Origin of the sequence: Georgenia sp. H159, from assembly GCF_035607575.1 — a bacterium.
Lineage (GTDB): Bacteria > Actinomycetota > Actinomycetes > Actinomycetales > Actinomycetaceae > Oceanitalea.
Genome location: NZ_JAYDZY010000007.1, coordinates 1 through 25,213, shown reverse-complemented (window position 1 = coordinate 25,213; position 25,213 = coordinate 1). Strand labels below are relative to the sequence as shown.

Below are 25,213 nucleotides of genomic sequence, written 5' to 3'. Positions count from 1 at the left end.
CGACAAGCAGGTGCGCGACGTTCGACACGGCCACTTCTCGGGTCGGAGTCGTGGCCTCACGAGCAGGGCGCCGGCGTCTTCGGAGGCGGATCACCGCGCAGCCAGTAGAAGCGGTGCTGGCGGAGCCCCTTCGCGCCGAGCACTGCATCGCACAGGTCGATCACATAGTGCTCATCGCTGTCCGCCGCTGACGCTAGGCCCGACGCAGGGTGTGTTCGATTGCTGCGCGCTCGGCGAGGAGCTGTTTGGCGTCGGGGCGTTTGGTCCAGGGGTGGAGGTGGGTGACGAGTGGGGGTGCGGAGCGCAGGAGCACCAGGGCTGTGCCGAAGGGCAGCATCCGGATGGTCTCGGGTGGCATGACCGGGACACGGCGCACGGATCGTTGGACGGAGCGGGCTCCGTGGTCGCCGGTGGAGATGGAGTGGGTGACCTCGTCGCGTTCGCCGAGGAGGGCGGAGACGTCCTGGAGGTCTTTGGCCACTGAGGCTCCGCCGAGGACGACTTTGACGATGGAGGCGTCCCAGATCGCTCCGGCGTTGTGGTCACCCCACCTGGCGCGGGCTTGGGACATGGACTGCAGGACGGGCATGGTGGTGATGCCGGTGCCGCCGCCTTCGGCCATGAGCACGGGAAGGGACGGCAAGGGGGAGAGGTTACCGATCTCGTCGAGCGCGAGGAGCAGTGGTGGGTCCAACCGGGCACCTGGCGAGGCGGCGGCCAGCGCGCGGGCGGTCTCGACCAGGTCCTCGAGGAAGGCGGCGACGAGCGACCAGGACGCGGAGGCGCCGGCTCCGGTGGACAGCAGGTACATCGTGCCGTTGTCGCGCAGGAACTCGGCGGGGTCGAACGACTCACCGGGCCCGGGGGAGACGGCGTCCATGACGCGCGGGTCCGCCAGGCAGGTCAGTGCGAGAGAGACGCCCATCCAGATCGAGTCCCGGGTGCGGGGGTCAGCGTGAATGGTCGATTCCAGCGACTCGGCCCAGCCCGGTGCGGCGTGCGGCTGGGAAGACAAGATGGCGACGGCGTCGGCGGCGGCCGAGGGGGACAGGGACCAGGCGAACAGGTCGCGCGGTGAGCAGTGCCCGAGGGCGGCGGCGTGCAGGAGGGCCTGCAGGGCGGTGCGGGTCTTGCCCTCCCAGAACCCGCCGGACTCGACCCCGCCGGTGGACAGCCCTGTGGCCGAGCTGAACCCGGTCGCGCGGATCATCGCGGTGAGCGGGTTGTCACACCCGCGCACCGGTGACCAGCGCAGCCCTGTCGGCAGTCCTTCGGCCAGGTGCTGGGGATCGAAGACGGCGACCGGGCCGCGCCGCTCGCGGGCCGTCATGGTGGCGGTGAGGTTGTCCGGGCGGGTGGAGGTGGTGATCACGGCCCCGGGCGCGTCGAGGATCGCGTTGATGACCAGGTGCAGGCCCTTTCCGGATCGGGGCGGGCCGAGCACGAGCACGGAGTCCTCCACCGAGGCCCACACCTCCGTGCCCTTGGAGGAACCGAGCAGATAGCCGACGTCGGAGGGAGCGGGGTTCGGGTGCGAGGGCCGCAACGCTGCAGAGCGGGCGAGCAGTGCCCTGGTGGATGCCACCTTGGCGACATCCCGGCCGGTGGCGGTTCCGACGAGCCTGTGCGGGTCACGCGAGCCCCGGGTCGTGTCGCGGCGCAACAGGCGCCACAACCCGTGGGCCGTCGCGCCGAGGCCGGTGAACAGGACACCAACCACTGCCCAGTACAGCACCGGGTTCAATCCGGGTGCGTCCAGGGCCAAACCGGGGTTCTGGGGGGAGAGGAGCACCCTCATCCCCGACGCGACGCCCGACGTCGGTGGGTCGATGCCGGTGATGTACGCGGCGGCCGTGCCGGCCACCCGCAGAAGTGCGGCGAACGCAACCGCGGCGACGAGCACGATCAGCCCGACGTTGGTCAGCTCGTCACCGCCGCGGGGGGAGGACGGGACGCTCACGCCACACCGCCCGCCAGAGCATCCACGGCGGGGTCGTGAACGACCAGGGTGCCCGACGTGCGGCCGAGCAGCACGAGCGTCGACGGGAGCTGCTCGAGGAGTGGGGTGGGCAGTGGGAGGGCGGCCCGGCCGTCCGCGTCGGCCTCACGCGCAGCGACCACGACGGCGATGCACACCTGCTCACCGGGCAAAAATCCCTGACCGACGATCCCGAACGGGACCTCGAGAAGGGGCACGGCCTCCGAGCGTGGGACCGGGGCCGCGCCCACGACCGGGTGGGGGCTCGGGAAGGGGTCGGGTTCGCAGATCTGGGTGTATATCCCGCCCTCGGGGTTGACCGCGACCACGTGCACGGCCTGGCCGAGCTCGAGCGCGACCAGCCGTCCCACGTCCCGGGGGTCACGCGCGTTGATCGGCACCGGTGCCTCGGGCAGCTCGTACGACTTGCCGGCCACCGTCACCGCCGGGGTCCAGTCCGGCTGGTAGTCGATGCGCACCTTGGCCAGCTCTGTCTTTGGGGCGCTGCGGTTCATCGGGTCACCACCATCGTTCGTGTGCTGGGTCCGCGCCGTCTGGCGGGCCGGGCGGTCTCGCGCTCTCGCGCGGAACGCTGGTCGCGGGCAGCGGCCATACCGGGCGGCTCACCGTTGCTGACCTGGCGGGTGTTGAGCGTGTCGAGGATCGCGGCCGCGGTCTTGCGGGCGCGTTCCGCCGTGGCCGTGACGACGTCGAACACGGTTCTGTCCGGCACCGAGCTGGCCCACGACGTCACGTACGGCACCGAGTACTCCGAGGTGTCCAGGCCGTGCGCGGCACCGATCATCAGAGCGACCGCCTCGGCCTCGACCTCGACGATGCCGCGGTGGGCGCGCGCGTCGGCCGCGTCGGGGGAGTGGAGCCGCACATGCCCCAGCTCGTGCGCCAACGTCTTGACCCGCGCGGCCTCGTCCATGTCACCGCGGACGATCACGGTCTTGGCGCCATAGTCGGTCAGGCCGTTCGCCCCTGCGACGGCGCCCGCCGTCGGGGCCCGAAGAAGCGCGTACCCCTCGCCGACAACCTGTGCGGCCAGCCCGTCCCACAGTCCCTCCGGTGCCTCACCGCGCAGCAGCTGTGGCATCGGTTGTTGCGGGATCGGGTCGCCCTCGGTCTGGGTCACGTCCCACACGTAGACGGGTTTAGTGCCCTTGAGACGCTCGCGCACGACCTCGCCCGGCCCAGGCCGCTCACCGCGGGCCAGAAGCCGCCACGGCCCGCTCGCGGGGTTCTCGGTTGCGAACTTCGCGGTGACCGGAGCCAAGATCACATACCCGGACTGGCCCTTCATCACCTGCCGGCCCAAATGCTGCCACTGCTGATATCCGGCGACGAAAGCCGGTTCCGCCGACGGCACCCGCCCCGCACGGTATGCCTCGGCGTGCTGAAGCATGATCAGCAGCGTGTTCTTGAACGAGCGGGTGCGAAACCGCGCCGCAAACTCGATCGCCCGCCGAAAACCGTCACCGCTGGCCATCGCGTCGACCGCGGTGGCAAGGCGCTCGTGCGCCTCGGCGAGCTTCGCGTCACGCGCCGCGGCCGCGGCCTCAGCGTCCCCTTGCGTCCAGCGTCCCATCCCGCACCTCCGGCCAGTGTTCGCTGGCTAGGTGCGCGCTCGCCACCACGCGAGATGACAGCGCCTCCAGGACGCGCATCTGCGGCGCCGGCAGCTTTCACGTCGTCCCGGCACTCTGCCGGCGGCTCACATAGGCCCCCATCACCGGACACCGCACCGGGCGGGTCATTCGGGACGAGCTGCCGTGAATCCAGTGAGCGCGGGCGTCAGCGCCTGGTCCAGCGGCGGTCCGTCCGGTACGCGTTCGTTCCGGAACGGCCGGGTCTGCCGATAGTGCGGTCGCGTCGATAAGTCGTGGAATGATCTCGCCTAGTCGTGCAATGCCCAGGTGCTTGCGGCCGGAAAAGCAGGTTGCCCACGATGCGGCAAGGAGAGTGCGCCTCATGAGCGAACAGTTCTACGCGCATGCGAGGTTGTACGACCGATTGTTCCCCGTAGACGAACAGGCCGTCGGCTTCTATCGGGCCGAGGCCGATCGGCAAAGCGGGAGGGTTCCTCGAACGGATTCCCTGTCGAACAGCTTCCGGCGGCAAGGCTGGATCGGTAGGTGCGTCGGGGAGACGACGGGATGCGGTAGGTCGCGTCAGCCCACCGGGGTCAACTACCAGAAGACGGCGATCGCTACGTTGAGCAAGGTCAGGCCTCCCACGCCGTGCGCGAGTCCGATTGAAACATCCTCACCGCGCGTGGCCTTCCGACGCCCGAGGACCGCTGCCACGAGTATGGCGATGAGGACCAGGAGCTTCACGGCGATCTTGGTGTGGTTGACCGGGCCGGCGCCGTCGCTCATCTCAAGCAGGCCGACGAGGAGAACGCCGGAGACCAGCTGGACCCATGCGCCGATGAGCTGCCAGCGCAGAACGGTGGGCTTGTTGAACGTGGCCAGCCATCCGCCCAGCAGGGCGGCAACACCCACGAAGTGAGCAAGCAGCGCCAGGGAATGCAGGAATGTCATCGGACAAACCTAGCCTTATCCCGACACCCTGTCGAAAAGATCCCGAGCAGGGCGGCACTGCGCAGCGGCGCTGGGTGACGGTGGCGAGGGGTGAGGGCGCCGACGGGTGGCAGCGCTCCCGCGTCTTGTGGGGTGTAGCGGAAGGGGCGCACCTCACCGGTGGGGCAGCCGAAGCGAGCGTAGAGTTTGGGCCCATGCCCAAGATCTCCGCGGCGACCGTCGCCGAGCACCGCGCCGCGCGCGAACGTGCTTTGCTCGATGCCGCGCACGCGATCCTGTTGGAGACCGGGGAGCCGCCACGCCTGGCCGACGTCGCCGCCCGCGCCGGCCTGGCCCGGACCAGCGCCTATCAGTACTTCGGTTCGCAGTTCGACCTGCTCAAGGCCATGGTCCAAGACGTCTACCCGCAGTGGACCAAGCGCATCCGGGGTGCCATGGCTGCCGCCCCGACAGACGCGGACCGCATCCTTGCCTACGCAGTAGCCAACGTCGAACTCGTGGACGAGGGCGCCCACGCAGTGGGTAGCGCCCTCGCCGCACTCGACCCCGACGCGGCGCTCGACGAGGAGGCCGTCCGGATGCACCGCGAGGTGCAGGAACCCCTCATCGCCGCCCTGACTGCACTCGACGTCGATGCGCCCGCGGACGTCGCCGGGTTGGTCAACGCCGTCGTGCACGGGGCCACCCTGCTGCTCGAAGCCGGGCAGGGGCTCGACGCCGCCCTTGCTCGCCTCAACACTGTCCTGGGCCCTTTGGTCCGCGAGCTCGGGGGCACCGGCCGCATCGAGTGAGCCGAAGGCCACACCGCTCGACCTCCCCGACGGAGCGCGGTTGTGACACGATGTCGACATCTTCCCGACAGCGTGTCGGCAACCGGTGGCGGGCGTACGCCCGGGGCGGTGACGGCGCGAGCACCTTAACCCGAAGGACCCTCATGTTTCTCGCACTGCGCGAACTGTCGTTCGCCCGGGGCCGCTTCAGTCTCATGGGCGTGGTCATCGCTCTGATCGCCGTCCTCATGGTCCTGCTCTCCGGCCTGTCCGCCGGACTGGTCAACGACGGTGTCTCCGGTCTGAAGTCCCTGCCCGCCTCCACCTCCTTCGCCTTCGACGCCGGCACGAAGCAGGACAACGCCTTCTCCCGCTCGGTGGTGGACGATGCCCAGCTGGCCGCCTGGCGCAACCACGCCGAGGTGACCGAGGCCTCACCGATGGGCGTGTCGATCGTCAACGCAGTGACCGATGCAGGCGAGCAGGTGGACCTCACCCTCTTCGGCGTCGAGCCCGGCTCATTCCTGGCACCCGAGGGGCACGGGCTGGAGGACCCGGCGGGGATCGTGGTCTCGGGAACCGCCGAGGGCCTGGAGCTCGGCACGGTCGTGACGCTCGACCGCATCGACACCGAGCTCGAGGTCGTGGGGTTCACCGACGGGCAGGCCACGTTCGGTCACGTGGACGTCGCCTACCTCCCGCTCCAGACCTGGCAGCTCATCGCGGCCGGTGAGGCTCCGACCGGCTCGGCGCCCACCGCAGCCCAGGTCGCAGCCCTCGACTTCGACGAGTACTCCGTCATCGGGCTGCTGGGTGAGGCCGGATCCGCCCTGGCCGACGGGGACGCCGAGATTCTCGCGGCCGGGGACGCCGCCGCCGCGACAACGACCATGTCCCTGGAGGAGTCCTTCAACGCCTCCCCGGGCTATCAGGCCGAGACCCTGACTCTGAGCATGATCCAGTGGTTCCTCTACGCGATCGGCGCCCTGGTCGTGGGTGCCTTCTTCACCGTGTGGACGATCCAGCGCAGTCACGAGCTGGCCGTGCTGCGCGCCATGGGGGCATCTGCCCGCTACCTGCTCCGTGACGGGCTGACCCAGGCGGCGATTCTCCTGTTGGTGTTCACCGCCGTCGGGGTCGGCATCGGGGTGGGACTCGGGGCTCTCATGCCCGAGGGCATGCCCTTCGCACTCGAGGCCCCGGCGATTGCCGTTGCCTCCATCCTGACCATCCTCCTCGGCCTGCTCGGTGCCGCCGTCGCCGTCCTGCGGGTCACCCGCATCGAACCGATCACTGCGCTGGGAGGCGCCCGATGAGCACCCCGCTGAGCACGACCCACCCTGCCCCCTTCGACGGCGCGCCGGCACCGGGCCTGCGGCTGCGCGACGTCACGCTCGAGGTGGGCGACGGCGCCGGCAAGGTCCGCGCCATGGACGCCGTCAACCTCGACGTCGCACCCGGTGAGCTCCTCGCCGTCGTCGGCCCGTCGGGCGCCGGCAAGTCCTCACTCCTCGCCGTCGCCGGCGCTCTCGCGGCTCCCACCTCCGGCGACGTGCACGTACTGGGCCAGGACTTGTCCAGGCTCCGCAAGCGCGGCCAGGGCACCCTTGCCAAGTTTCGCCGTCAGCGTCCGGGCTTCGTCTTTCAGTCGGGCAATCTCATCCCCGCCCTGACCGCTGCGGACCAGCTACGCCTGGCCCACCGCATCTCGGGGCGCCCGGGCGGGCGAGGCTTCGACCCGTTGTCGCTGCTGGACGCCGTCGGCATGAGCCACCGGGCCGGCCACCGCCCCGGCGAGCTCTCCGGAGGCGAACGCCAGCGGGTGGGCATCGCCCGCGCCCTGGTCAACGACCCCGGCCTCCTCCTGGTCGACGAGCCGACCGCGGCGCTTGACCGCAAGCGCAGTCACGAGATCGTCGAGCTCCTCGCCGCCCGCTGCCACGAGCGCGGCATCGCCGTCGTCATGGTCACGCACGATCACGACGTGCTGAACCATACCGACCGCGTCGTGGAGATGGTCGACGGCAAGCTCGCCGCGGGATGAAGCTGACAACTCACCTGCACCCGCCCTCGGACCGGACCTGCGCACGGATCCATTCCCCGTCTCCCATGGTCAATCGACGCCCTGCCGGTAGTGCAGCTTCGCCAATCTGGCCAGCGTCAGGGGTGGCCGGGCGCTCGGCGCACACGTCCTGGCGTCCAGTGCACCCCTTGGATCGGGAGGGTCAGCTGGCCACGGTGGTGGTCGTAGTGCTGCACCGGGTAGGCGTAGACCTCGGCCAGAGTCATCACGTCGGAAAAGTATGGGTCCCAGCTGGTGGGGAAGGGCATGCCGCGTGCCAGCGTGCGCTCATGCTCGGTGTGCAACCGGAGGGTCAGCGCGGCGATGGTGCGGTCGCACAGACTGCCCATCCGGCGGTGGTTGAAGACCAGCGTGGCGCCGCAGCTGCCGAGGTAGTTGATGAGGTGGAAGGGGCGCTGTCCGGCGTTGAGCAAGTGGGCGAATCTGCGCCCGACAGGCTCGGGTAGGAGGCTGACGAACCGGACCAGCGGCACCAGCCGACGCACGACAAGAAATCCGAAGACCATGTGGAAGAGCAGCTGCTCATTAGTCCATCGGGTGCCCTCTGAGCCGGCGCGCAACTGTGCGGGTGAGGCGGTGGCCAGCAGCGCATGAAGGTCGGCTCGTGCGCGCTCCAACTCGGCGGCGATGCCAGCACGGTCGACCGGGCCATCAAGGTTGGAGGTGGCCGAGTCCATACTTCTGATCATCCTCGCTACCGGGTATGTACGGCGAGCCCCTGCGAATGTCACGAGGTGTCTCCGCAGAGGGATCGGCGGTGCGAACCGGGAGGTGTGAGCGACGGCAGATGGGTGGTGACCTTCACCGAGCGTGGTAGTGCGCAGGACGTGGTCGGTGTCGAGCAGGGTGGGCGTCACACGAGGACGGTCCCCTGCGGGGTCTGGGAGGCGTCAGTGGCCGGCTCGGCGGCCGCACCCAGGGCGGCGAGGTAGCGCTCGGCGTCCAACGCGGCGGCGCACCCCGTGCCGGCGGCGGTGATCGCCTGGCGGTAGGTGTGGTCCACGGCGTCACCGCAGGCGAAGGTGCCCGGCACGCTCGTCGCTGTCGACGGCGAGGTGACGACGATGTACCCGTTCTCGTCGAGCTCGACCTGCCCGACGAGCATGTCGGTGCGCGGGACGTGGCCGATGGCGACGAACACCCCGGTGGCATCCAGCTCACGCTGCTCACCGGTGACGGTGTCGCGCAGCGTCACGCCGCTGACTTTGTCGCTGCCGTGGATCGCGGCGACCTCGCTGTTCCAGGCGAAGTCGATCTTGGGGTTGGCCATGGCGCGGTCGGCCATGATCTTGGAGGCGCGCAGCTCCTCGCGGCGGTGGACGACGGTGACCTTGGAGGCGAATTTGGTGAGGAAGGTGGCCTCCTCCATCGCGGAGTCACCGCCGCCGACGACGATGATGTGCTGCTCGCGGAAGAAGAACCCGTCGCAGGTGGCGCAGTAGGACACTCCGCGGCCGGTCATCTCGCTCTCGCCGTCCAGGCCGAGCTCCTTGTAGGCCGAGCCGTTGGCCAGGATCACCGCCCGGGCCCGGTAGATGTGACCCTCGGCGGTGGTCACGGTCTTGACATCGGCGGCGAGGTCGACGGAGGTGGCGTCGTCGTAGATGACGGTGGCGCCGAACTTCTCGGCCTGGGCCTGCATCTTTTCCATGAGCTCGGGTCCCATGACGCCCTCGGGGAACCCTGGGAAGTTCTCCACCTCGGTCGTGTTCATCAGCGCTCCACCGGCCGTGACGGCGCCGGCGATGATGACCGGGGCGAGGTTCGCGCGGGCGGCGTAGATCGCCGCGGTGTAGCCCGCCGGACCGGAACCGACGATGACCACTTCGTGCACGCGACCGGAGTCGGTCTGCTTGGCGGCGGGGGTGAGGCTGCTCAGCTCGATCATCGGGGGTCAGGCCTTCGCGGGGAGGAGCTCGGCCAGTAGCCCCTCGATGCGGCCGCGGATGTCGTCGCGGACCTGGCGGACGGTCTCGATGCCTTGGCCGGCGGGGTCGGTCAGCTCCCAGTCCTCGTAGCGCACACCGGGGAAGTACGGGCAGACATCCCCGCAGCCCATGGTGATGACGACGTCGGAGGCTTCCACGGCGTCGGGGGTGAGGATCTTGGGCTTGTTGGCGGTGATGTCGATGCCCATCTCCTTCATCGCCTCGACAGCGACGGGGTTGATCTGGTCGGCCGGGGCGGACCCGGCGGAGCGGACCTCGACCTGCCCCTCGGACAGGGCGGTCATGAAGCCGGCGGCCATCTGGGAACGGCCGGCGTTGTGGACGCAGACGAACATGACGCTGGGACGCTGGGACATGGGGGTCTCCTTCAGTGGGTGGGGGTCAGGCGGGGGGCCAGGGTGGTGACCCTGCGGGTGAGGTCGGCCAGTGCCTCGTCGAAGGCCTCGGCGTCGCCGGCGGCGACGGGGTCGGGCACTGACCAGTGGATGTCGATCGGGGTGGTGAGCTCCTCGTGGGCGCTGTCGCACACGCTGATGACCAGGTCGCCCGCACTCAGCACGCCCTCGACGTGCTGGGGGGCCACGCGGGGCAGGTCCAGGCGGTGGCGGCGGGCCACCTCGAGGGCGAGCGGGTGGATCTGGTCGGCGGGGTGGGTGCCGGCCGAGGTGACGGGCACCGCACTAGCGCGGCGCCACAGCGCCGCGGCAAGGTGGGAGCGGGCGGAGTTGCGGGTGCAGACGAACACCACGCGGGCCACCGCGCGCTGGTCGCGCGGGGTGATGTGGTCCAGGGCGCCGGGGACGAGCTGGACGTAGTTGCGTCGCCGGTCGGCCTCGGACTTCTTGCGGCTGACGATGCCCTCGCGCTCCAGGACGCCCAGGTGGTGGGCCACCAGGTTGGAGGGCGCGGTGAGGATCTCGGCGAGCTCGGAGGGGGAGGCGTCCCCCAGGCTCAGCACATCGACGATCCGCAGCCGGGCGGGGTCCGCCAGCGCGGCGTGCAGCCGCGCCCGCCCCTCCACGTCACTCCAGTCAGCGTTCATTGACTCAATGATGACTGACTGATTCGCGATTGTCTAGCCCCGGTGCGGCTCAGGGGCCGAGGAGTGTGAGCCAGCCGGCCAGGGCGAGCAGCGTGACCGCGAGGACGGGGATGGTGAGGACGATGCCGACCTTGAAGTAGGTGCCCCAGCCGATGTGCATGCCCTTGCGGTCCAGGACCGAGAGCCACAGGAGGGTGGCGAGTGACCCGATGGGGGTGATCTTGGGGCCCAGGTCGGCGCCGATGACAGCGGCGTAGGCCATCATCTGCTCGGTGAGCCCGCTGGTTGCGGCGGCCTCGATGCCCAGGGCGGCGATGAGGGTGGTGGGCATGTTGTTCATCACCGAGGACATCCCCGCCACCAGGAACCCGGTGCCGGCCGCGGTGGCCAGGCCACCGTGCTCGGCGATGCCCGCGAGGACCTGGCCGAGGTAGTCGGTCAGGCCCTCGTTGCGCAGGCCGTAGACCACCAGGTACATGCCCAGGCTGAACATCACGATCTGCCACGGCGCGGACCTGACCACCGACCACACCGCGATCGTCGGCTCCGAGGTGGTGATGGTCCCCGCCGGTGCGGGGGTGGCCCCGCCGCCAGGAGCAGAGGTGGCGCCGGACGAGGGCCGGCCACCACCACCGCGCACCGGGACCGTCACCAGGTCGTCGTCGGTGGCGGCGGGACGGATCTGGGCGCCCCGGAAGAGCGGGCGCGGGCGGCGGGCGGCGATGAGCGCCAGGACGACGGCACACAGGGCGCCCACGGCGGCCACGGGGATCCCGATGGCGTCGGCGGCGAAGTAGCCGACCAGCAGCGCGCCCAGGACGACGACGCCCGCGCGGAACGTCGTCGGGTCGGTCACCGCCTCGGCCGGGCGACGCAGCGCCGTCACGTCGTAGCGGCCGGGGATGGACTTGCGGAAGAACAGCCGCAGCACCACCAGGCTCGCGCCCAACGAGACCAGCGCCACGGGCACCATGACCAGGGCGTAGCGGGCGAAGCCGATGCCGAAGAAGTCGGCGATGACGATGTTGACGAGGTTGGACACCACGAACGGCAGGCTGGTGGTGTCGGCGATGAAGCCGGTGGCGATGACCAGCCCGAAGGCCACCGCCGGGGAGAACCGCAGCGCCAGGATCATCTGGAAGACGATCGGGGTCATCACCAGGGCCGCGCCGTCGTTGGCGAACAGCGCCGCCACCGCCGCCCCGAGGACGACGATGAGGTTGAACAGGGCGCTGCCGTTGCCGCGCGCCCAGCGTGCCACGTGCAGGGCGGCCCACTCGAAGAAGCCGGCCTCGTCCAGGATCGAGCAGATGATGATGACCGCGACAAAGGTCAGCGTCGCGTTCCACGCGATGTCCCACACCACCGGGATGTCACCGAGCTGGACCACTCCGGCGATGAGCGCGACCGCTGCGCCGCCCAGCGCGCTCCACCCGATACCGAGGCCCTTGGGCTGCCAGATCACCAGGACCAGGGTGGCGAGGAAGATCCCCACGGCTAGCAGCACGGCGCACCCCCGACCGCGAAGCGGGAGGTCCCGGCCGGCTGGGCGCCGGGTGCCTCATGTCGGGGGTCGAGTGCGGGTGTCACCGTCTGGTGTCCTTTCGTCGCGCGGGCGAGCCCTGCCCTCAGGGGGAGGGCAGGGCTCGACCTGTGATCGTCGAGTTCGTTCAGAGGGCGGTGCGGCCGTGGGCGAAGCCGGTGGGGAAGCCGATGAGCGCGGGCTCGGCCGGCGCCCCGCAGCAGTCACCGGCCGCCTCCGGGGCGATGCTCAGGCTGCCGTCGGCCTCCACCACCGGGGTCGCGGTGGAGCACACCCCGGTCTCGGGCAGCTCCAGCTCTAGCGTGGACGCGGCGGCGCTGTCCCCGGCGAGATGGGCGACGATCGAGCGCACCTGCTCATACCCGGTGGCGAGCAGGAACGTGGGGGCGCGGCCGTAGGACTTCATGCCCGCGATGTAGAAGTCGGGCTCCGGGTGGGCCAGCACGTCCGCGCCGTGCGCGGGAACCGTCCCACAGGAGTGGAACTCCGGGTCGATGAGCGGAGCCAGCCGGCTCGGTGCCTCGACTCCCGGGTCCAGGTCCAGGCGCAGCTCACGCAGCATCGCCAGGTCCGGGCGGAAACCCGTCGCGCCCGCGACGGCGTCCACCGCCAGTCGGCGCTCACCCTCGCGCGTGGCGAGCGTCAGCTCCAGCCGGTCCCCGACCGGCCGCATCGCGGTGATCGTGGCCGACGCCATGAGCTCGACCTCACCGGCCTCCACCGCCCGCCGCAGCTGAGAGCCGAGCATGCCGCGGGCCGGCAGCCCATCGGCGTCACCGCCGCCGTAGGCGCGCTCGACCGAGGAGCCCCGCACCAGCCAGGTCACCCGGGTGCCCGGCTCGGCGCGACGCAGCTGGGCCAGGGACAGCAGCGTGTTCGCCGCCGAGTGCACGGCGCCCACGACCACGACGTGCTTGCCTGCCGCCCTCTCCCGGTCCCGCCCGAGCACGTCGGGCAGTGGACCGAGGAGGAAGGAGGCGGCGTCGGTCTCGCCCGGTGCTGGCAGCCCGGCCGTGCCCAGCGGGTTGGTCTGAGACCAGGTCCCCGAGGCGTCGATCACGGCCCCGGCCCGGTAGTCCACCACCTCGCCGTCGACCGTGGCGCGCACAAGGAACGGGCGCTCGGCGCGGCCGCGGCCGTGGGTCTTGTCCAGGCCATCGCGGCTCACCGCCACCACCCGTGCCCCGGTCACGATCCGCCCCTGCAGGGCGGCCGTTCGGGCCAGCGGCTCGAGGTAGTCACTGACAAGCTCACCACCGGTGGGCAGGCGCTTGGGGGCCGGCTCCTGCCAGCCCTCCGCCTCCAGCAGGCGGCGCGCGGCGGCGTCGACGTTAAACTGCCACGGCGAGAACAGCCGAACGTGGGCCCACTGCCGCACCGCAGCGGCCACCGAGTCCCCGGCCTCCAGCACCAGCGGCTCCAGGCCCCGCTCGACCAGATGGGCTGCGGCCGCCAGGCCCACCGGGCCGGCGCCGATCACGATCACAGGCAGCGACGTCGTTGTAGTCGAGGACATGGCTGGTCCCTCCCCAGAGGGCACGACCCGCGCCCTCACATTGATGGTTCTCGATGAGACCAGCGCAGCATGCCAGAATGTATCGACAGACGTCAATGTGTAGGGAATGATGGTGTCATGACGGCGATCCAGGGCACACCAGAGCTTGAGGCAGCCTGCTGCGCCCCGCTCATCCGCGAACCCCTCGCGGATGCTGAGGCCCGCGATCTCGCGACGATGTTCAAGGCGCTGGCCGACCCTGCTCGCCTGCGTCTGCTCTCCCTCATCGCCTCCCACCAGGGGGGCGAGGGGTGCGTATGCGACCTCACCGAGCCGGTCGATCTGTCCCAGCCGACCGTCTCTCACCATCTGAAAATCCTCACCGACGCCGGGCTACTCACTCGCGACAAGCGCGGCAAGTGGGCCTACTACGCCGTCGTCCCCGACGCCCTCGACGCCCTCGGCGAGATCCTTCGGGTCGAACACCAAGGCAACCGTCCCACCAGCTGCTGCTAACGACGCTCCGTCCCGGTGAAGGATCCCCTGCGGAACGCGGCCGGCCTCCGCTTCGAGGAGGACTACGAGGTCGTGTGTACGGACCCGTGGGCGGTTCCTCAACCGGGAAGCGCTACTGGGGCGATTGGGAAGTGCTGGCTGCCATGCGCCCAGGATGGCGCCGCTAGCGCTATCGATGCTCGTGAGCCGACGTCAAGTGCCGGACAGTTGGCTTCCGGGTGAGGGAGAGTAGTGCGCCTAGAGTCAGGAGGAGCAGGCGATGCCGCCACGGATCGAGAAGTTGAGCGTCAAGAACCTGCGCTCCATCGGAAACGAGAGAGTGACGATTCGCTTCCCTGAGACCGGTGCGCTTGTCCTGCTTGGTGAGAACAATGCAGGCAAGAGCAACATCACACGTGCCCTGGATTTTCTCTTCGGGGACTACTGGCCTGGGACGCGCCGCTTGGAGGACCACGACTTCCACGGGCGCGATAGCGACGGGATCGCGGTCGAGATCGGCGCATCGGTATCTGGCATCGCGTGCCCCTACTGCTCGGGGGGCAGGGCTGAGTACTTCCGTTGGATCTACGACACTCAGGACACCGGGCCTGACGGTAACCCCGTCACCTACCGCTTCACGTGCAGCAACGCACACTGCACGAGGTCCTGGCCAAACAACGTCATGCGGTCGGCACTCGCGGCCGCCGTCCTCGACGCCGACCGCAGGCTCGACTACCAGTTGAGTTATGCGAGCAAGTACACGTTGCTCTCCAAGCTCATGCACCGATTCCACGAGCGTCTGCTCCACGATCCGAAGCGGAAGGCGCAGCTCGCCGCGATCTTCGGTGGTCTGCTCAATGAGTTTGGCGCGGTGCCCGAGTTTGCCAATTTTAAGAAACTACTCGCTGACACGGCAGAGGAGTTCGGGCAGAATCTCCCTTACAGGCTGGACGTCGACTTCAGCGCCTACGACCCGAGCAATTTCTTCCGATCGCTCCGGATCCACCCCTCTCTCGATGGAGAGGTGAGAAGCTTCGACGAGCTCGGCACTGGCCAGTCGCAGGTCCTCGCACTGGCATTCGCCTACGCCTACGCGATGGCTTACGGGCAATCAGAAGGCACGGTGCTCGTGATCGATGAGCCGGAGGCGAACCTTCACCCACTGGCCCAGCAATGGTTGGCGACGAGGTTAAGCCGCCTCGCCGCCCCCGGGCTTCAGGTGGTGGTGACGACCCACTCGCCGCACTTCGTCGACCTAGCGAAACCCGAGAATCTGGTGATGGTCAGAAAGAGTGAAGACGGCGCGACCCAAGTGGTGCAGAGGTCCCTCGACGACTTGACGACGAACCTGATCGAGCGGGGTGCGGACCCGGTGAGAACGCAGCCCGAGACGGTCGGACCGTTTTACGCGGCCGGCGCCACGACGGAGATCGTCAGCGGCCTTTTCGCAAGACGTTGCGTCTTGGTCGAGGGACGTACCGAGTCCTTGGCGCTGCCCGAGCTGTTCAGAACCCGCGGCCTTGACGTGCTCAAGGAGGGCATCGCCGTGATCCCGGTCGAAGGCATCGGCAACATCGCCAAGTGGCACAGGCTCTATACCGCCCTCGGTATCGAGTGCTTCTGCATCTTCGACACTGACTCCGACAAGGGCAGCGATGAGCACTTGCTTGCTAAGAGGATGGACATCGCCATGGCGCTCGGCCGCGAGACAGACCCAGGCGAGCCCGCAGTGATTCTGGGCGAACCGCTATACGTTGGTGACCGCTACGCCACGTTCGAGCCGAACTTCGAGGGCGGGATGGAGGCACTGTTCGGCGACGCGTGGAAACGTCTTCACGACGAGGCCGTCTCGTCTGTGGGCGAGTCCAAGCCGCTTCGCGCGCGGTACGCCGCTCAGAGGATAGGCGACTTCATGACCGGAAACGCCGGCGGGCGGATCGACGCGCTCATAAGAGCCATCCGTGGGCAGGGGCCAGCCGACGGCCCGGGCGACGATAAGCCGGATGACCCGTTGAGCGACCGTCCATGGGAGTCGGGCGATCCCAACCCGTGGGATGCGGACGAACCCCCGTTCCCGTGGGATGCGGACGAACCCCCGTTCTGATGGGGCACTCCGTGGTCAGCTGGCTGGGCGTCCGACCGCCGGCGAGGGAGTAGGCGAGACCGAGGTCCCAGGGAAGGGTCCCATACGGGGCCGGGACGCCGCACTTACGCGCGGCGTCCCGCCGTCGCTTCGGGTTGACTTTCGGAACGCCAGCAGCACGGCCGACCGAGGGCCGTACCAGGCTCGGGTATCAGCCGGCTCCAGCGAGCAAACGAGCCGATGTACATCCCGCTGTGCGTAGATTTGAGCTCGTGTCCGTGACTACCGATCCGACCTATCGTGAGGTCGCCCGTCGTGTTCAGAAGTACGATCCCGAAAAACTCTTGCGCGAGATTGCAAGGATGGCCGCCAAGGAAGCCCACCGCCGAATCGGCGGCGCGACCGTCGAACCTCCTGAAACGTCGTTCGCGTTCGCGGCGGTTGCCCGCACGGCGATAGCCGAAGCACGGGCGTCAGCCGGCTCACGGTCGCGGAAGCGGAAGAAGGGACGCGGAACCCGAACGCCTGGGCCACACCAAGTTCGTCAGCTGTGCGACAAAATAATCCGAGTGTGGTCGCCTGAACACGAGGCCGCAGCTGCAACGAGTCTCGGGTTGCTGATGGCACCGCTCGCCTTCGAGCAGTTCGGGCAGCAGTGGTCCGCGATGGAGAATCTGGCACGCGCGCACAGCCTCTTCGTTGATGGCCACGCTAAGCACCCCGACCTGCCCGACGGTGCAGCATGGGAGGGAGCTCTCGGGGTTAGCTTGGACGGATTCATGCGCACCGGCTTCGGGCTGCACGTCGCGATGCTGCAAAACGAGGGCCAGGTGTCCCGTGATGTCCTCGCTCGCAGCGACGTCCGACCCATCTGGGAAGAACCCCTCAATCCTGCCGAACTCTTCACCGTGATCGACGCGCACTTCGCACAAGATTTCGCCAAACACCGCGCGATCAGCATCGACGCGCAGAAGCCCGGCTGGGAGAAGTGGTCGTTCAACTCGCTCACCGCGAGACCCCTCATCAGCTTCGAGAACGACCTCGTTGGACCTGTACCCGACCTTCTCCTGGACCGGATCAGTTCGACCGGTCTCTGGTACATCGGGCAGGAGACATGGGGCGCCAGCTTCACCGATGCGGTCGGAGGCGCGTTCGAGGACTACGTCGGCCAGAACCTCCGCCTCATCTCCGCTGCGACCGTGCTACCTGAGATCAAGTACTCGACGCCAACTGGCGACGCATTGAGTTCTGACTGGTTCGTGATCACCGACGAAGCCGTCGCCCTGGTCGAGGTGAAATGCGCTCGGCCGCTGATCGGTAGCCGCACCGGCGAAATCGCTGCTTTCGATGACGCGGAGAGGAAGATTGGAAAAGCCGTACAACAGCTCGAGAGTACCGCCACCCTCATCAAGGACCGGCACCCTGCTTTCGTCGGCATCCCCCACGATCGCCCCCTCCTCGGACTGGTGGTCACTCTCGAGCCGTACTACCTCCGCGAGACGTTCCGCGACGACATCCTGGGAAGTTCCGTGCTGCCCATCTCGATCGCTTGGGCCCACGAACTCGAGAACGCCGCTGCCCAACTCCAGAGCGCTTCCGACGCCGGCAGGCAACTCCTCGAAGCGCTGACACCGAGCGCCGGCCCCCCTAAGGTATCCGGAACGCTCTCCAAGGTCTCGCGCGCCACAAAGCCAGCACGGAATCCCATTGTCGACGCAAGCTGGAAATCGTGGGCTACTTGGCCAGCCATTGAGCGACTCCGGAGCAAACCTTCAAGTTGAGTCCCGCCGTATTGGGGGGCCGGCAGTGTCCGTCCGCGCCCAAGAGCGTAAGGGGACCCGTTCGGTACTCCGCGGGGAGACGATCGCTTTCCCGGAGCATCAACGAAGTCCGACAGGTGTGCTCGATCTCTCTTGCCCGAACAGCGCGTGCCGGTCGGGGATCCCCTGTGGAACGTCATCGCCTCCGGTCCCGAGCCGCCCGCGCGGCGCCGTGGCGGGTTCGCTTATGGGACGGTCCCACTGCGGCCGAGCTACCTTGCCTGTCGACGGCCGCCCAATACTCCACCAGGGATTTACGTAAGCGGCGCGCCGTCGGTCGTCTCGTGGTCCTGGGAACTTCCAACCTCGCGACCGAAGAATACGTCGGGGAACCGCCAGCCCATCACCGTCCACCCATCTTCGACGAGTCGAGATGCTTCGTCGGATATACCCACTGCCCGGGTGTACTCGTGCGAAGTTCCGACGTGGAGCAGCTCCAGACGTCGCACACCGACCCGTGCCAGGCGGTAGCCCTGAGCGCCAAGCGCATTCAGATCGCGGAGTTCGTGGCGTCGAGAGGCGGCCACTGTGACTTTGTCGCCTGGCACGCCTGACTCCTGCCCAAACCGTTTGTGCACCGCCTGCCGGGTCTTTCCCAAGACGCGGCCGAGCTCTGCCCAGCTTGCCCCGTCGGCGCGAGCACCAGAGACGGCCTCGATCATCATGGAGTCCAGCATCGCGGCCGTCTTCGTGATCGCCACGACCACGTCAGCACCAGAACTGTTGGCCGGGGTGTAGCAGGCAATCGCACGCCCGAGGTGCAAACGCACCTCGTCGGGCTCAGCCTCACGAGTCCAGATCGAGCGCCCGCGCTTTCGGGTCTACTTTTGGACCGGCACGGCTTCCGAAGAGTACGAGCTCAGCGGAACCGATGTGCATGGAGCTGTCGAGTGGGCAGAGGGCCGGTGCGGAGACCGGACCTACACCCTCTACGCCTGTGCCGATGTCGATGGTCTGGGCCTAATTCGCCTCGCAGGCGTCGATCCTTCGGCTGAGCAAGCCAGTGAGCAAGGCGTCGTGTCATCGCTGGAGATCCCGTCAGACCTCCCCGAGGGGCGTACTTCATAGCCGTAGTGATCTGTGCCCTTATCTTCCGCCCAACTGAGTCCGCGGCATCTCGGGTGACGATCCCCTTGTAGAACGGGGCCAGACACCAGACGATGGCCTGGTGACCGAGCCTGCTAAACGGCCGACAGTAGTGCTGGTGATGTTCGAGTGGAGCGTCGAGCACCCGCTGTGGGACCGTTCTGCCGGCGGGCTCGGTCTCGTGGACCCGGAGGCGCTCGGTGTGTCGCCGAGCCTCGCCCAGCGACTCCGCGCCTGGAACGACGAGCACAACAACGCCCCAGACGGTCCCGAGAACTTCACGTGGCCGAGTCCGCAGGCCGGTGTCGATTGGCGGCGACGAGGACTCAGCCTGGCCTACGCGCTACAGGACGAGCTGGGGCCCGACCTCGAGGTTCTCTACTTCGAAGACGGCGACGACAGACCTGTCCGCGGACGCCGTGGCGCATAACCGTTCGACGATCGGCGAAGGGCGACGTTGACGGGGCTTGACTCTGGGAAGGCTCGCTTAGTCGCCCTCGCCCGGGAGTTCGATGTTGCGGGCGATCGGAAGTACCTCGAGGCCGTCTGACCGCATGGCTTCGAGAAGCGCCGCAGCACCGCTGACGTACAGGGAGTCGTGGTAGAGGGGGCAGGCCAGCAGGAATGCACCGTCGTGCGGCCACACGAAGACAGGCAGCCTCGGATCCAGGGTGTCCTCGGTTCGCTCCAGCAGCCAGGAGAGCGGGGCGGTGTGTAGGACGTGGTCCCGCCCGGCCAGCGCAGAGAGATGTGGTGGGATCACCTCCGGGTCGAGGTCGTCGATGTCCCCGGCGTAACCCGGCCACAGGAAGAAGTAGCAGCGTCCGGGCGTCGACGTGGCGGCCGAGAGGACGTCCACAAGTCGTCTGAGCGTGGCCGGGGAAGCGACGGCAAACGGTGGGGTGAGCTCCCGCTGCAGCGCTGCATCGAGCCGGCGGACCATGACCGACCAGCGTAGGTCCGCAGTGAGGGGCACGCCCGCGTGTGCCGTGAGCTCCCGCCAGGTCATCGCCGCGCCCGCCGGTCCGTCCGCGGGGAGAAAAACGCGTGACGTCGTCTCGTGACTATCAGTGGTGAAGGCGGCGACTTGCGTCTCATCGCTGCTCAGTCCCGTGGGTGTCTTCACAGCCGCAGTCTCTCAGTCACCGCGGACCACCTCGGCCCTTACGGGCGTCGCGCAGGGCGCCCCAAGACGCTTAGCCCTTCCTGGGGATGAGCGGGCGCCCGCGGCTGATGCGCGCTCGGTCCCGCTCGTCGATCGTCCTGTGGGTCGCCGAGCGCTACCGTCTGTAAGTAGGGAGACCCCGCGACAACGAGGGAGTTGCGCACGTGCGAGCTCGGATGAAAAGCAACGGTTCCCGCTGGATGCCTGCGCTGGTGCTTGCCGTAGCGTGCCTGGCGGCTTGCAGTGGATCTGCCGAAGGCGCCGCGGACGGGCCGGTTCTGACGTCTCCTCCCGGGTCCGGAGGTGACGCCATGGAGGCCGAGGTGCGCGGGACTGTGGAGATGCGCGGTGAGTGCTTGGTGCTCGTCCAGGAAGACGCCCCGGGCGCGCCTGCCTATCCGGTGATCTGGCCAGCAGGAACCGTCTGGCAGGAAGATCCGCCCGCCGTCGTGCTTGAGGGCGGCGACGTCGTGGAGCTCGGCACAGCCGTTCTCGGCGGTGGCGGTTACCTCCAGCGTGATCACATCGAAGAAGGTGTGGGGTCCGCGGTGGCCGACGCAGCCGACCGCTGTACGGGTGAGACCGGCGAGATCGCCTTCTTCAACAGAGGCAGCGACGTCCAGGTGTCGTGATCGGCGAGCAACTCGCTCACGACGGAACTCACCTGGTTCGGACGTTGGTGCAGCGTCGGTAGGGGATCCCCTTGCGCTCTATTTGTCGAGGTCGGGTTCGGGCACGCGGGCCGGCGGTCGCCGGCCGCTGGACGTTCACCGTGGCTCTTCCCGGGCTCGGTGGTGGGGGTGACCGGGAGGTCCCTCTGCGGATCGCGGATCAATGCAGCCCGCGTCTCTGTTTGGCGGTGATGGCGCTGCCGGGAGCCTTCTCCTCCGAAGCTACTCCAGGCCAGTTAACCCGACTGGTGTGCTGACGTTCGCCGCAGGCATGCCGGGCCTTCATCGCCGAGCCGGCCCTGGCCGTCCGGCTCTCCAAGCTTTGTGATCCCGAATACCTCAAGCGAGGGGGAACCGCTCGATGACCTTGTTCGCCAGTACCGTCGACCGCTCGTCGATGTCGTCGGCTGTCCACGAGTCGCGCGTGGCAAGTTCGGTGTTCAGCGAGAGGCCGTTGCGGTAGCCGATGTACCGACCCTTGGAATCCTCGCGGTCACGCTTCTCGATGAATGACTTGTTGCCGAGGTTGCTGTTGTAGGCAGTGATTGTCAGGTTCCCGAGCCTGTGCCGGTGCTCCTCCTGCACCTGGGCCGCGACCTCCTTGCCACCGAGCATCTCCTGCCATGCGGATGGGGCCGCGCCCACGCCGAGCGGCGAACCGGCCGCCATCTCTGAGCGCGTCGCAAGAGCCTCGACGGTCCTGGGCAAGATCGACCGCGGACCGTACGGACTTAGCGCTTTGATCCGGGCAAGTTCCGCGGTAGTGAGGAACGGATTCTCGATGGCAGGTTCGGCGCACATGGCCATCACGTGCGCGCCTCATGTCCACCAAGGCCGGCGTCACCGTACGGCTAGCGGGCAGAGTCGGCCTCGGATGCCAGACGCGCATAGTAGTTTTTCCAGTGGCTCTCGGTGGATGGTCGACTCGAGGCGTCGACCGTCGTCTGTGGCAGGACTGCGAGGTGCGGCAGCGAAGACAGCGGGCGAGGGTGAAGTGCCTGCTGGTCGTCGAGGCGATTGCCGGCTCTGTGCCGTCCGTGGACTGGGCAGTTCACAGCGCGGCCGAAGGCCTATGTCTACGGAACGGGGGCAGCGAAGGTGCCCTACCGCGCAGGTCCATGCGCGTGGAGCAATCCGCACAACCGGGACGCGCCGGATCGGGATGGTCCGGCCCCTCTGGTCTGTCCGATGCCGGGCGCACACTCGGCGCCGTGGAGAACCAGGAACTGCTCGCGTGGGATTTGCACCGGCACTCGGTGGCAGCGGTTGCCTAACTTAACGAGCAACCGATCCCCGCATGCGGCGTGGGCTCAAGCGCCGGTTCGAGGCCGCCGGTCATCGCCTCGCTGCGATTGGCGGAGGTACGGCCCCGCAGCCCGCCCGTGAACCGATCAGTCGGAGCGTCGGGCGCACGATCCGCACCGTGCACGACCTCTCGAGTCTCGCCGGCCGGCTGCCGGCCCGCCGGCCCGGAGCCTCGGCCGCGGTGGACGACTCACCCCCCGCGCACCGCCCCTCCCCGGTGGCCTCAACCAGCACCGCACCTCAACTCCCCGCGGCCCGAAGCCCGCAGCTCACCGCCGCACCACCCGCGCCGCCACCATCTACCTCCGCCAGCGGCCAGCCCGACCCTGGTGCTGGACCGGCAGGGACCCCCCGTCGAGCGCTCGACAGTCCCGCACGCGGGGATCGGCGTGCCATGGTGCGAAAGGTTCTGACCAGTGCCGCTGCCGCCGGAGCAGTAGCTGCAACAGGAGGGGCCGCGGCACCAGGAGCGGCGGCAGCCGTCAGCGGCACATCCACCGCCGGCGCAGCGGCAGCTGGTGGGGTAGCGAAGACCGCTGCTGGCGCTACCGGCAAGGCCGTCGCGACACAGGCCGGCAAGGCAGCTGCAAGGGAGGCGGGGAAGGTCGCGGCTAAGAAGGCCGGCGGCGCCGCTTCCAGCTCCACCACGGAGCCGACTGGGACCCATGGGCAACCAGCTGCTGGCGCTGCGCCACCGCCAGACAGCTCACGAGGCGCAGACCGCGCGGCAAGGAGCGCGACGGCCAAGACCACCCCGGGTGCGCGCACGGTACGGAACGAGGCACTGCGGGCACGACTGGCGAAGGTTGAACCAGTCACCTACTCCTCCCACGGTGCTGGCGTTCGGGACGAGAGCACGGGCATCTCCTACACGAGAGCCGCCCCAGTGCGCACGGGCGGAGTCGAGGTCCTCATTCCGCAGCGGTCCGAGCCGCACCCCGTCGAGATTCCATCCGCCGGCAGTGATGCCGGTCGGCGGCTCGCGGATCGCCTCCGCCGCCGTCGGAATGACGCCGGGGGTGCCAGGTGAGCCGTTCTGTGGCTGCGCCGGCGGCTCTGTGCCTCGTGCTGCTCCTCACCGGAGTCGTGCTGCTGTGGCGCCCAGCTTCGGACGACACCCCAACCCCGGACACGACGAGCGCGTCGCCGCCGGCAGCACACGGCTCCTCGTCCCAGCCGGTGGCAGAGCCGCAACCAGTGACGACGCGACGTCCGCAGCCGGCTCCATCGGTCACGTCGGACCCGCCTACCGACGGGGGCGAGCGCCTACACCGTGATGTGCCCGAGGAGCAGGCGAGCTGGCTCCCCGCCGAGTGGGATACGACCGCCAGAGAGCAGGCCGCCCGGATCGCCAGCGACCTGATCAGCGTCTGGCTGGCAGTCGATGAGCTCACCGAACCCACCTGGAGGCGGCAGAGCTCAACGCTGGTGACCGCCGACGCCGCCGAGCTCCTCACCACGGTCGATCCCGCGGAGCTGGCGCCCGGGGATGTCACCGGCCCGGCACAGATCCTCCAGAGCCCCAGCCCGTACCTTGTCACCGTCGCGGTGCCGACCACCCAGGGCCAGTGGCAAGTGACCCTGGTCCGAGAGTCGGGCAGCGATCCCTGGCTGGCGCAGCGATGGGAGCCGCTGCCTGAAGGCCGACCATGAAGTTCGTGGGTATCGCGCTGGCCGTGGCCCTCTGCGCCGTTCTCGCTGTAGTGGGCGTGGTCATGGCCGGCGTGGCGGGGTTCTTCGCTGATGAGGAGACCTCGGGCCTGGCCGCCCAGGTATGCGACTCGGCAGCTGCCGTCACAGCGAGCACCGACCAACTGCCCACCGTGCCAGGATTCAGCACCGAGCAGCTGACGAACGCCGGCCACATTCTGGCGGCGGGCGCCGACCTCGACGTCCCCCTGCGGGCTCAACAGGTCGCCGTGATGACCGCGTTGGGAGAGTCGAGCCTGCGCGTCCTGGACCATGGGGACAACGTCGGCCCGGACTCACGCGGTCTGTTCCAGCAGCGCGCCAACGGCGCATGGGGAAGCTACTCCGACCGCCTGGACCCACATACGAGCGCGACCAACTTCTACCGCGCGCTGCTCAACGTGCCCGGCTGGCAGGCGCTCGAGCCCACCATCGCCGCCCACCGGACCCAGCGGAACGCCAACCCCTGGCACTACGAGAGCTATTGGCCGGACGCGACCGCCATCGTCGACGCCTTCCAAGCCCAGACGACGGCAGCGAGTCCCGCAGTGGACCTGGTCTCACTACCGGACCAGCAGGCGGCCAATCGCTTCGGACGTGCCCCCTGCGCGGGCGAGGTGTCCACCGGAGCCATCAGCCCCCAGGGCTGGGCGAACCCGACCAGCGGCCACCTGACCTCCCCGTTCGGATACCGAACCCACCCGATCACCGGTCAACACCACCTCCACACGGGCTCCGACGTCGCCAACGCCTGCGGGTCCACTCCCGTGTACGCAGCAGCCGACGGGGTCGTCATCTGGCAAGGAGCCGGCGGCTACCAGGGCCGCACCGGCAACCAGATCGTCATCGACCACGACGGCACCGGAGGAGTGATCACCCGGTACGGACACGTCCTGACCGGCTCGATCCTGGTCCGCACCGGCGACCACGTCACCGCCGGCCAGCAGATCGCCAGCATCGGCGGAGACCCACAGCTCGACCCTCAGGGCGCCGGAGGCTCGACCGGCTGTCACCTCCACTTCGAGGTCAACCTTCTCGGTGTCCCGGTCGACGCCCGCGACCATCTCGCATCCTTCGGCGTACAGCTGGGGTCATGATCGGTTCGTCTCATCGAGACTCAGCATCTTGTCGGGTTCTTCGGAGTCGGGTCGCCAAAGCATGATCGACCCGGCCCGGTCTCCCCGCTGGGGCGCCTCCCGCCGGCGGCGGCACCGACGCCGGGGCCCCGTGTGGGATGCCGATCTTCGCTTCCGCTGACGCCGCGGTCTACGCCCGGGCCCGGCCCCCACCCGCGCTTGGGGCTGACGGGGGCACGTGGTTGTCATCGACCACGGCGCCGGGAGACAGACGAGCCACAACCACATGTACGCGGGCGGAGTGGGGTGCGCGTGTGGGGCAGCGGGTGGATGGCGGTGAAGCGTCACGGGTTTGATGCCGCATCTTTCTGAGTCCAGGAGGATGAGGACATGCCCAAGAAGATCGATCCTGCG

Annotated in this window: 23 protein-coding genes; 10 read left to right on the top strand and 13 right to left on the bottom strand. The window is 68.8% G+C overall.

Annotated elements, in window-relative coordinates:
* Positions 1 to 193: 193 nt before the first annotated feature.
* The 4 genes from VR894_RS10780 to VR894_RS10765 form a co-directional block, all read right to left on the bottom strand.
* Positions 194 to 1,960 (bottom strand): type IV secretory system conjugative DNA transfer family protein, encoded by a 1,767-nt coding sequence (locus tag VR894_RS10780; protein WP_324651456.1) that lies wholly within the window; start codon positions 1,958 to 1,960, stop codon positions 194 to 196.
* Positions 1,957 to 2,493, bottom strand: a complete 537-nt coding sequence (locus VR894_RS10775; RefSeq protein ID WP_324651454.1) for a hypothetical protein — start codon at positions 2,491 to 2,493, stop codon at positions 1,957 to 1,959. The genes VR894_RS10780 and VR894_RS10775 overlap by 4 nt, the downstream gene beginning before the upstream one ends.
* A complete protein-coding gene (locus tag VR894_RS10770; RefSeq protein ID WP_324651452.1) occupies positions 2,490 to 3,572 on the bottom strand; it encodes an ArdC-like ssDNA-binding domain-containing protein in 1,083 nt (360 codons plus the stop codon). The genes VR894_RS10775 and VR894_RS10770 overlap by 4 nt, the downstream gene beginning before the upstream one ends.
* Before the next feature lie 601 nt (positions 3,573 to 4,173).
* A complete protein-coding gene (locus VR894_RS10765) occupies positions 4,174 to 4,527 on the bottom strand; it encodes a hypothetical protein (RefSeq protein WP_324651450.1) in 354 nt (117 codons plus the stop codon).
* Positions 4,528 to 4,721: 194 nt separating this feature from the next.
* On the opposite strand from VR894_RS10765, the gene VR894_RS10760 reads away from it, so the two are divergent.
* From VR894_RS10760 to VR894_RS10750, 3 genes are all read left to right on the top strand, one after another.
* A complete protein-coding gene (locus VR894_RS10760) occupies positions 4,722 to 5,318 on the top strand; it encodes a TetR/AcrR family transcriptional regulator (protein ID WP_324651448.1) in 597 nt (198 codons plus the stop codon).
* 143 nt (positions 5,319 to 5,461) lie between these two features.
* A complete protein-coding gene (locus VR894_RS10755; RefSeq protein WP_324651446.1) occupies positions 5,462 to 6,613 on the top strand; it encodes an ABC transporter permease in 1,152 nt (383 codons plus the stop codon).
* Positions 6,610 to 7,341 carry an ABC transporter ATP-binding protein gene (locus VR894_RS10750; RefSeq protein ID WP_324651444.1) on the top strand — a complete coding sequence of 244 codons (732 nt, stop codon included), beginning with the start codon at positions 6,610 to 6,612 and terminating at the stop codon, positions 7,339 to 7,341. Before VR894_RS10755 ends, VR894_RS10750 begins: the two co-directional genes overlap by 4 nt.
* A 116-nt stretch (positions 7,342 to 7,457) precedes the next feature.
* Here the strand turns inward: VR894_RS10750 and VR894_RS10745 are convergent, their stop codons facing one another.
* The 6 genes from VR894_RS10745 to VR894_RS10720 form a co-directional block, all read right to left on the bottom strand.
* The gene (locus VR894_RS10745; RefSeq protein ID WP_324651442.1) at positions 7,458 to 8,057 is read right to left on the bottom strand and encodes a DinB family protein; all 600 of its coding nucleotides are present in this window, start codon (positions 8,055 to 8,057) and stop codon (positions 7,458 to 7,460) included.
* A 176-nt stretch (positions 8,058 to 8,233) separates the two neighbouring features.
* On the bottom strand, positions 8,234 to 9,268 hold the full coding sequence (trxB, locus tag VR894_RS10740) for a thioredoxin-disulfide reductase (protein ID WP_324651440.1): 1,035 nt from the start codon (positions 9,266 to 9,268) through the stop codon (positions 8,234 to 8,236).
* Positions 9,269 to 9,274: 6 nt separating this feature from the next.
* A complete protein-coding gene (locus VR894_RS10735; protein ID WP_324651438.1) occupies positions 9,275 to 9,685 on the bottom strand; it encodes an arsenate reductase ArsC in 411 nt (136 codons plus the stop codon).
* An 11-nt stretch (positions 9,686 to 9,696) separates the two neighbouring features.
* Positions 9,697 to 10,371 (bottom strand): helix-turn-helix domain-containing protein, encoded by a 675-nt coding sequence (locus tag VR894_RS10730; protein WP_324651436.1) that lies wholly within the window; start codon positions 10,369 to 10,371, stop codon positions 9,697 to 9,699.
* Positions 10,372 to 10,420: 49 nt separating this feature from the next.
* Positions 10,421 to 11,878 carry an arsenic transporter gene (locus VR894_RS10725; RefSeq protein ID WP_324651434.1) on the bottom strand — a complete coding sequence of 486 codons (1,458 nt, stop codon included), beginning with the start codon at positions 11,876 to 11,878 and terminating at the stop codon, positions 10,421 to 10,423.
* A 163-nt stretch (positions 11,879 to 12,041) separates the two neighbouring features.
* The gene (locus VR894_RS10720) at positions 12,042 to 13,430 is read right to left on the bottom strand and encodes an NAD(P)-binding domain-containing protein (protein WP_324651432.1); all 1,389 of its coding nucleotides are present in this window, start codon (positions 13,428 to 13,430) and stop codon (positions 12,042 to 12,044) included.
* A 117-nt stretch (positions 13,431 to 13,547) separates the two neighbouring features.
* Between VR894_RS10720 and VR894_RS10715 the strand changes: the two genes are divergently transcribed.
* From VR894_RS10715 to VR894_RS10705, 3 genes are all read left to right on the top strand, one after another.
* Complete coding sequence (locus VR894_RS10715) at positions 13,548 to 13,925, top strand: metalloregulator ArsR/SmtB family transcription factor (RefSeq protein ID WP_324651431.1); 378 nt, start codon at positions 13,548 to 13,550, stop codon at positions 13,923 to 13,925.
* 259 nt (positions 13,926 to 14,184) lie between these two features.
* A complete protein-coding gene (locus VR894_RS10710) occupies positions 14,185 to 16,008 on the top strand; it encodes an ATP-dependent nuclease (RefSeq protein WP_324651430.1) in 1,824 nt (607 codons plus the stop codon).
* A 251-nt stretch (positions 16,009 to 16,259) separates the two neighbouring features.
* Positions 16,260 to 17,768, top strand: a complete 1,509-nt coding sequence (locus tag VR894_RS10705; protein ID WP_324651428.1) for a hypothetical protein — start codon at positions 16,260 to 16,262, stop codon at positions 17,766 to 17,768.
* Positions 17,769 to 18,061: 293 nt separating this feature from the next.
* Here VR894_RS10705 and VR894_RS10700 read toward each other — a convergent pair whose 3' ends face one another.
* Positions 18,062 to 18,514 carry a hypothetical protein gene (locus tag VR894_RS10700; protein WP_324651426.1) on the bottom strand — a complete coding sequence of 151 codons (453 nt, stop codon included), beginning with the start codon at positions 18,512 to 18,514 and terminating at the stop codon, positions 18,062 to 18,064.
* A 461-nt stretch (positions 18,515 to 18,975) separates the two neighbouring features.
* Between VR894_RS10700 and VR894_RS10695 the strand changes: the two genes are divergently transcribed.
* Complete coding sequence (locus VR894_RS10695; protein WP_324651425.1) at positions 18,976 to 19,323, top strand: hypothetical protein; 348 nt, start codon at positions 18,976 to 18,978, stop codon at positions 19,321 to 19,323.
* Positions 19,324 to 19,380: 57 nt separating this feature from the next.
* On the opposite strand, the gene VR894_RS10690 is transcribed toward VR894_RS10695, so the two are convergent.
* Positions 19,381 to 20,019, bottom strand: a complete 639-nt coding sequence (locus tag VR894_RS10690) for a hypothetical protein (protein ID WP_324651424.1) — start codon at positions 20,017 to 20,019, stop codon at positions 19,381 to 19,383.
* 350 nt (positions 20,020 to 20,369) lie between these two features.
* On the opposite strand from VR894_RS10690, the gene VR894_RS10685 reads away from it, so the two are divergent.
* Positions 20,370 to 20,690 carry a hypothetical protein gene (locus VR894_RS10685; RefSeq protein ID WP_324651423.1) on the top strand — a complete coding sequence of 107 codons (321 nt, stop codon included), beginning with the start codon at positions 20,370 to 20,372 and terminating at the stop codon, positions 20,688 to 20,690.
* Positions 20,691 to 21,068: 378 nt separating this feature from the next.
* Here VR894_RS10685 and VR894_RS10680 read toward each other — a convergent pair whose 3' ends face one another.
* Positions 21,069 to 21,536 carry an HNH endonuclease family protein gene (locus VR894_RS10680; protein ID WP_324651960.1) on the bottom strand — a complete coding sequence of 156 codons (468 nt, stop codon included), beginning with the start codon at positions 21,534 to 21,536 and terminating at the stop codon, positions 21,069 to 21,071.
* Between the two features lie 1,776 nt (positions 21,537 to 23,312).
* On the opposite strand from VR894_RS10680, the gene VR894_RS10675 reads away from it, so the two are divergent.
* A complete protein-coding gene (locus tag VR894_RS10675) occupies positions 23,313 to 23,687 on the top strand; it encodes a hypothetical protein (protein ID WP_324651421.1) in 375 nt (124 codons plus the stop codon).
* Complete coding sequence (locus VR894_RS10670; RefSeq protein WP_324651419.1) at positions 23,684 to 24,820, top strand: M23 family metallopeptidase; 1,137 nt, start codon at positions 23,684 to 23,686, stop codon at positions 24,818 to 24,820. The genes VR894_RS10675 and VR894_RS10670 overlap by 4 nt, the downstream gene beginning before the upstream one ends.
* The last annotated feature ends 393 nt before the right edge of the window (positions 24,821 to 25,213 follow it).

Bases quoted from the DNA above. Each gene is read 5' to 3' on its own strand.
- VR894_RS10775 (WP_324651454.1), bottom strand. From the start codon at position 2,493: ATGAACCGCAGCGCCCCAAAGACAGAGCTGGCCAAGGTGCGCATCGAC.
- VR894_RS10770 (WP_324651452.1), bottom strand. From the start codon at position 3,572: ATGGGACGCTGGACGCAAGGGGACGCTGAGGCCGCGGCCGCGGCGCGT.
- VR894_RS10765 (WP_324651450.1), bottom strand. From the start codon at position 4,527: ATGACATTCCTGCATTCCCTGGCGCTGCTTGCTCACTTCGTGGGTGTT.
- VR894_RS10760 (WP_324651448.1), top strand. From the start codon at position 4,722: ATGCCCAAGATCTCCGCGGCGACCGTCGCCGAGCACCGCGCCGCGCGC.
- VR894_RS10755 (WP_324651446.1), top strand. From the start codon at position 5,462: ATGTTTCTCGCACTGCGCGAACTGTCGTTCGCCCGGGGCCGCTTCAGT.
- VR894_RS10750 (WP_324651444.1), top strand. From the start codon at position 6,610: ATGAGCACCCCGCTGAGCACGACCCACCCTGCCCCCTTCGACGGCGCG.
- VR894_RS10745 (WP_324651442.1), bottom strand. From the start codon at position 8,057: ATGGACTCGGCCACCTCCAACCTTGATGGCCCGGTCGACCGTGCTGGC.
- trxB (WP_324651440.1), bottom strand. From the start codon at position 9,268: ATGATCGAGCTGAGCAGCCTCACCCCCGCCGCCAAGCAGACCGACTCC.
- VR894_RS10735 (WP_324651438.1), bottom strand. From the start codon at position 9,685: ATGTCCCAGCGTCCCAGCGTCATGTTCGTCTGCGTCCACAACGCCGGC.
- VR894_RS10730 (WP_324651436.1), bottom strand. From the start codon at position 10,371: ATGAACGCTGACTGGAGTGACGTGGAGGGGCGGGCGCGGCTGCACGCC.
- VR894_RS10720 (WP_324651432.1), bottom strand. From the start codon at position 13,430: ATGTCCTCGACTACAACGACGTCGCTGCCTGTGATCGTGATCGGCGCC.
- VR894_RS10715 (WP_324651431.1), top strand. From the start codon at position 13,548: ATGACGGCGATCCAGGGCACACCAGAGCTTGAGGCAGCCTGCTGCGCC.
- VR894_RS10710 (WP_324651430.1), top strand. From the start codon at position 14,185: ATGCCGCCACGGATCGAGAAGTTGAGCGTCAAGAACCTGCGCTCCATC.
- VR894_RS10685 (WP_324651423.1), top strand. From the start codon at position 20,370: ATGGAGGCCGAGGTGCGCGGGACTGTGGAGATGCGCGGTGAGTGCTTG.
- VR894_RS10680 (WP_324651960.1), bottom strand. From the start codon at position 21,536: ATGGCCATGTGCGCCGAACCTGCCATCGAGAATCCGTTCCTCACTACC.
- VR894_RS10670 (WP_324651419.1), top strand. From the start codon at position 23,684: ATGAAGTTCGTGGGTATCGCGCTGGCCGTGGCCCTCTGCGCCGTTCTC.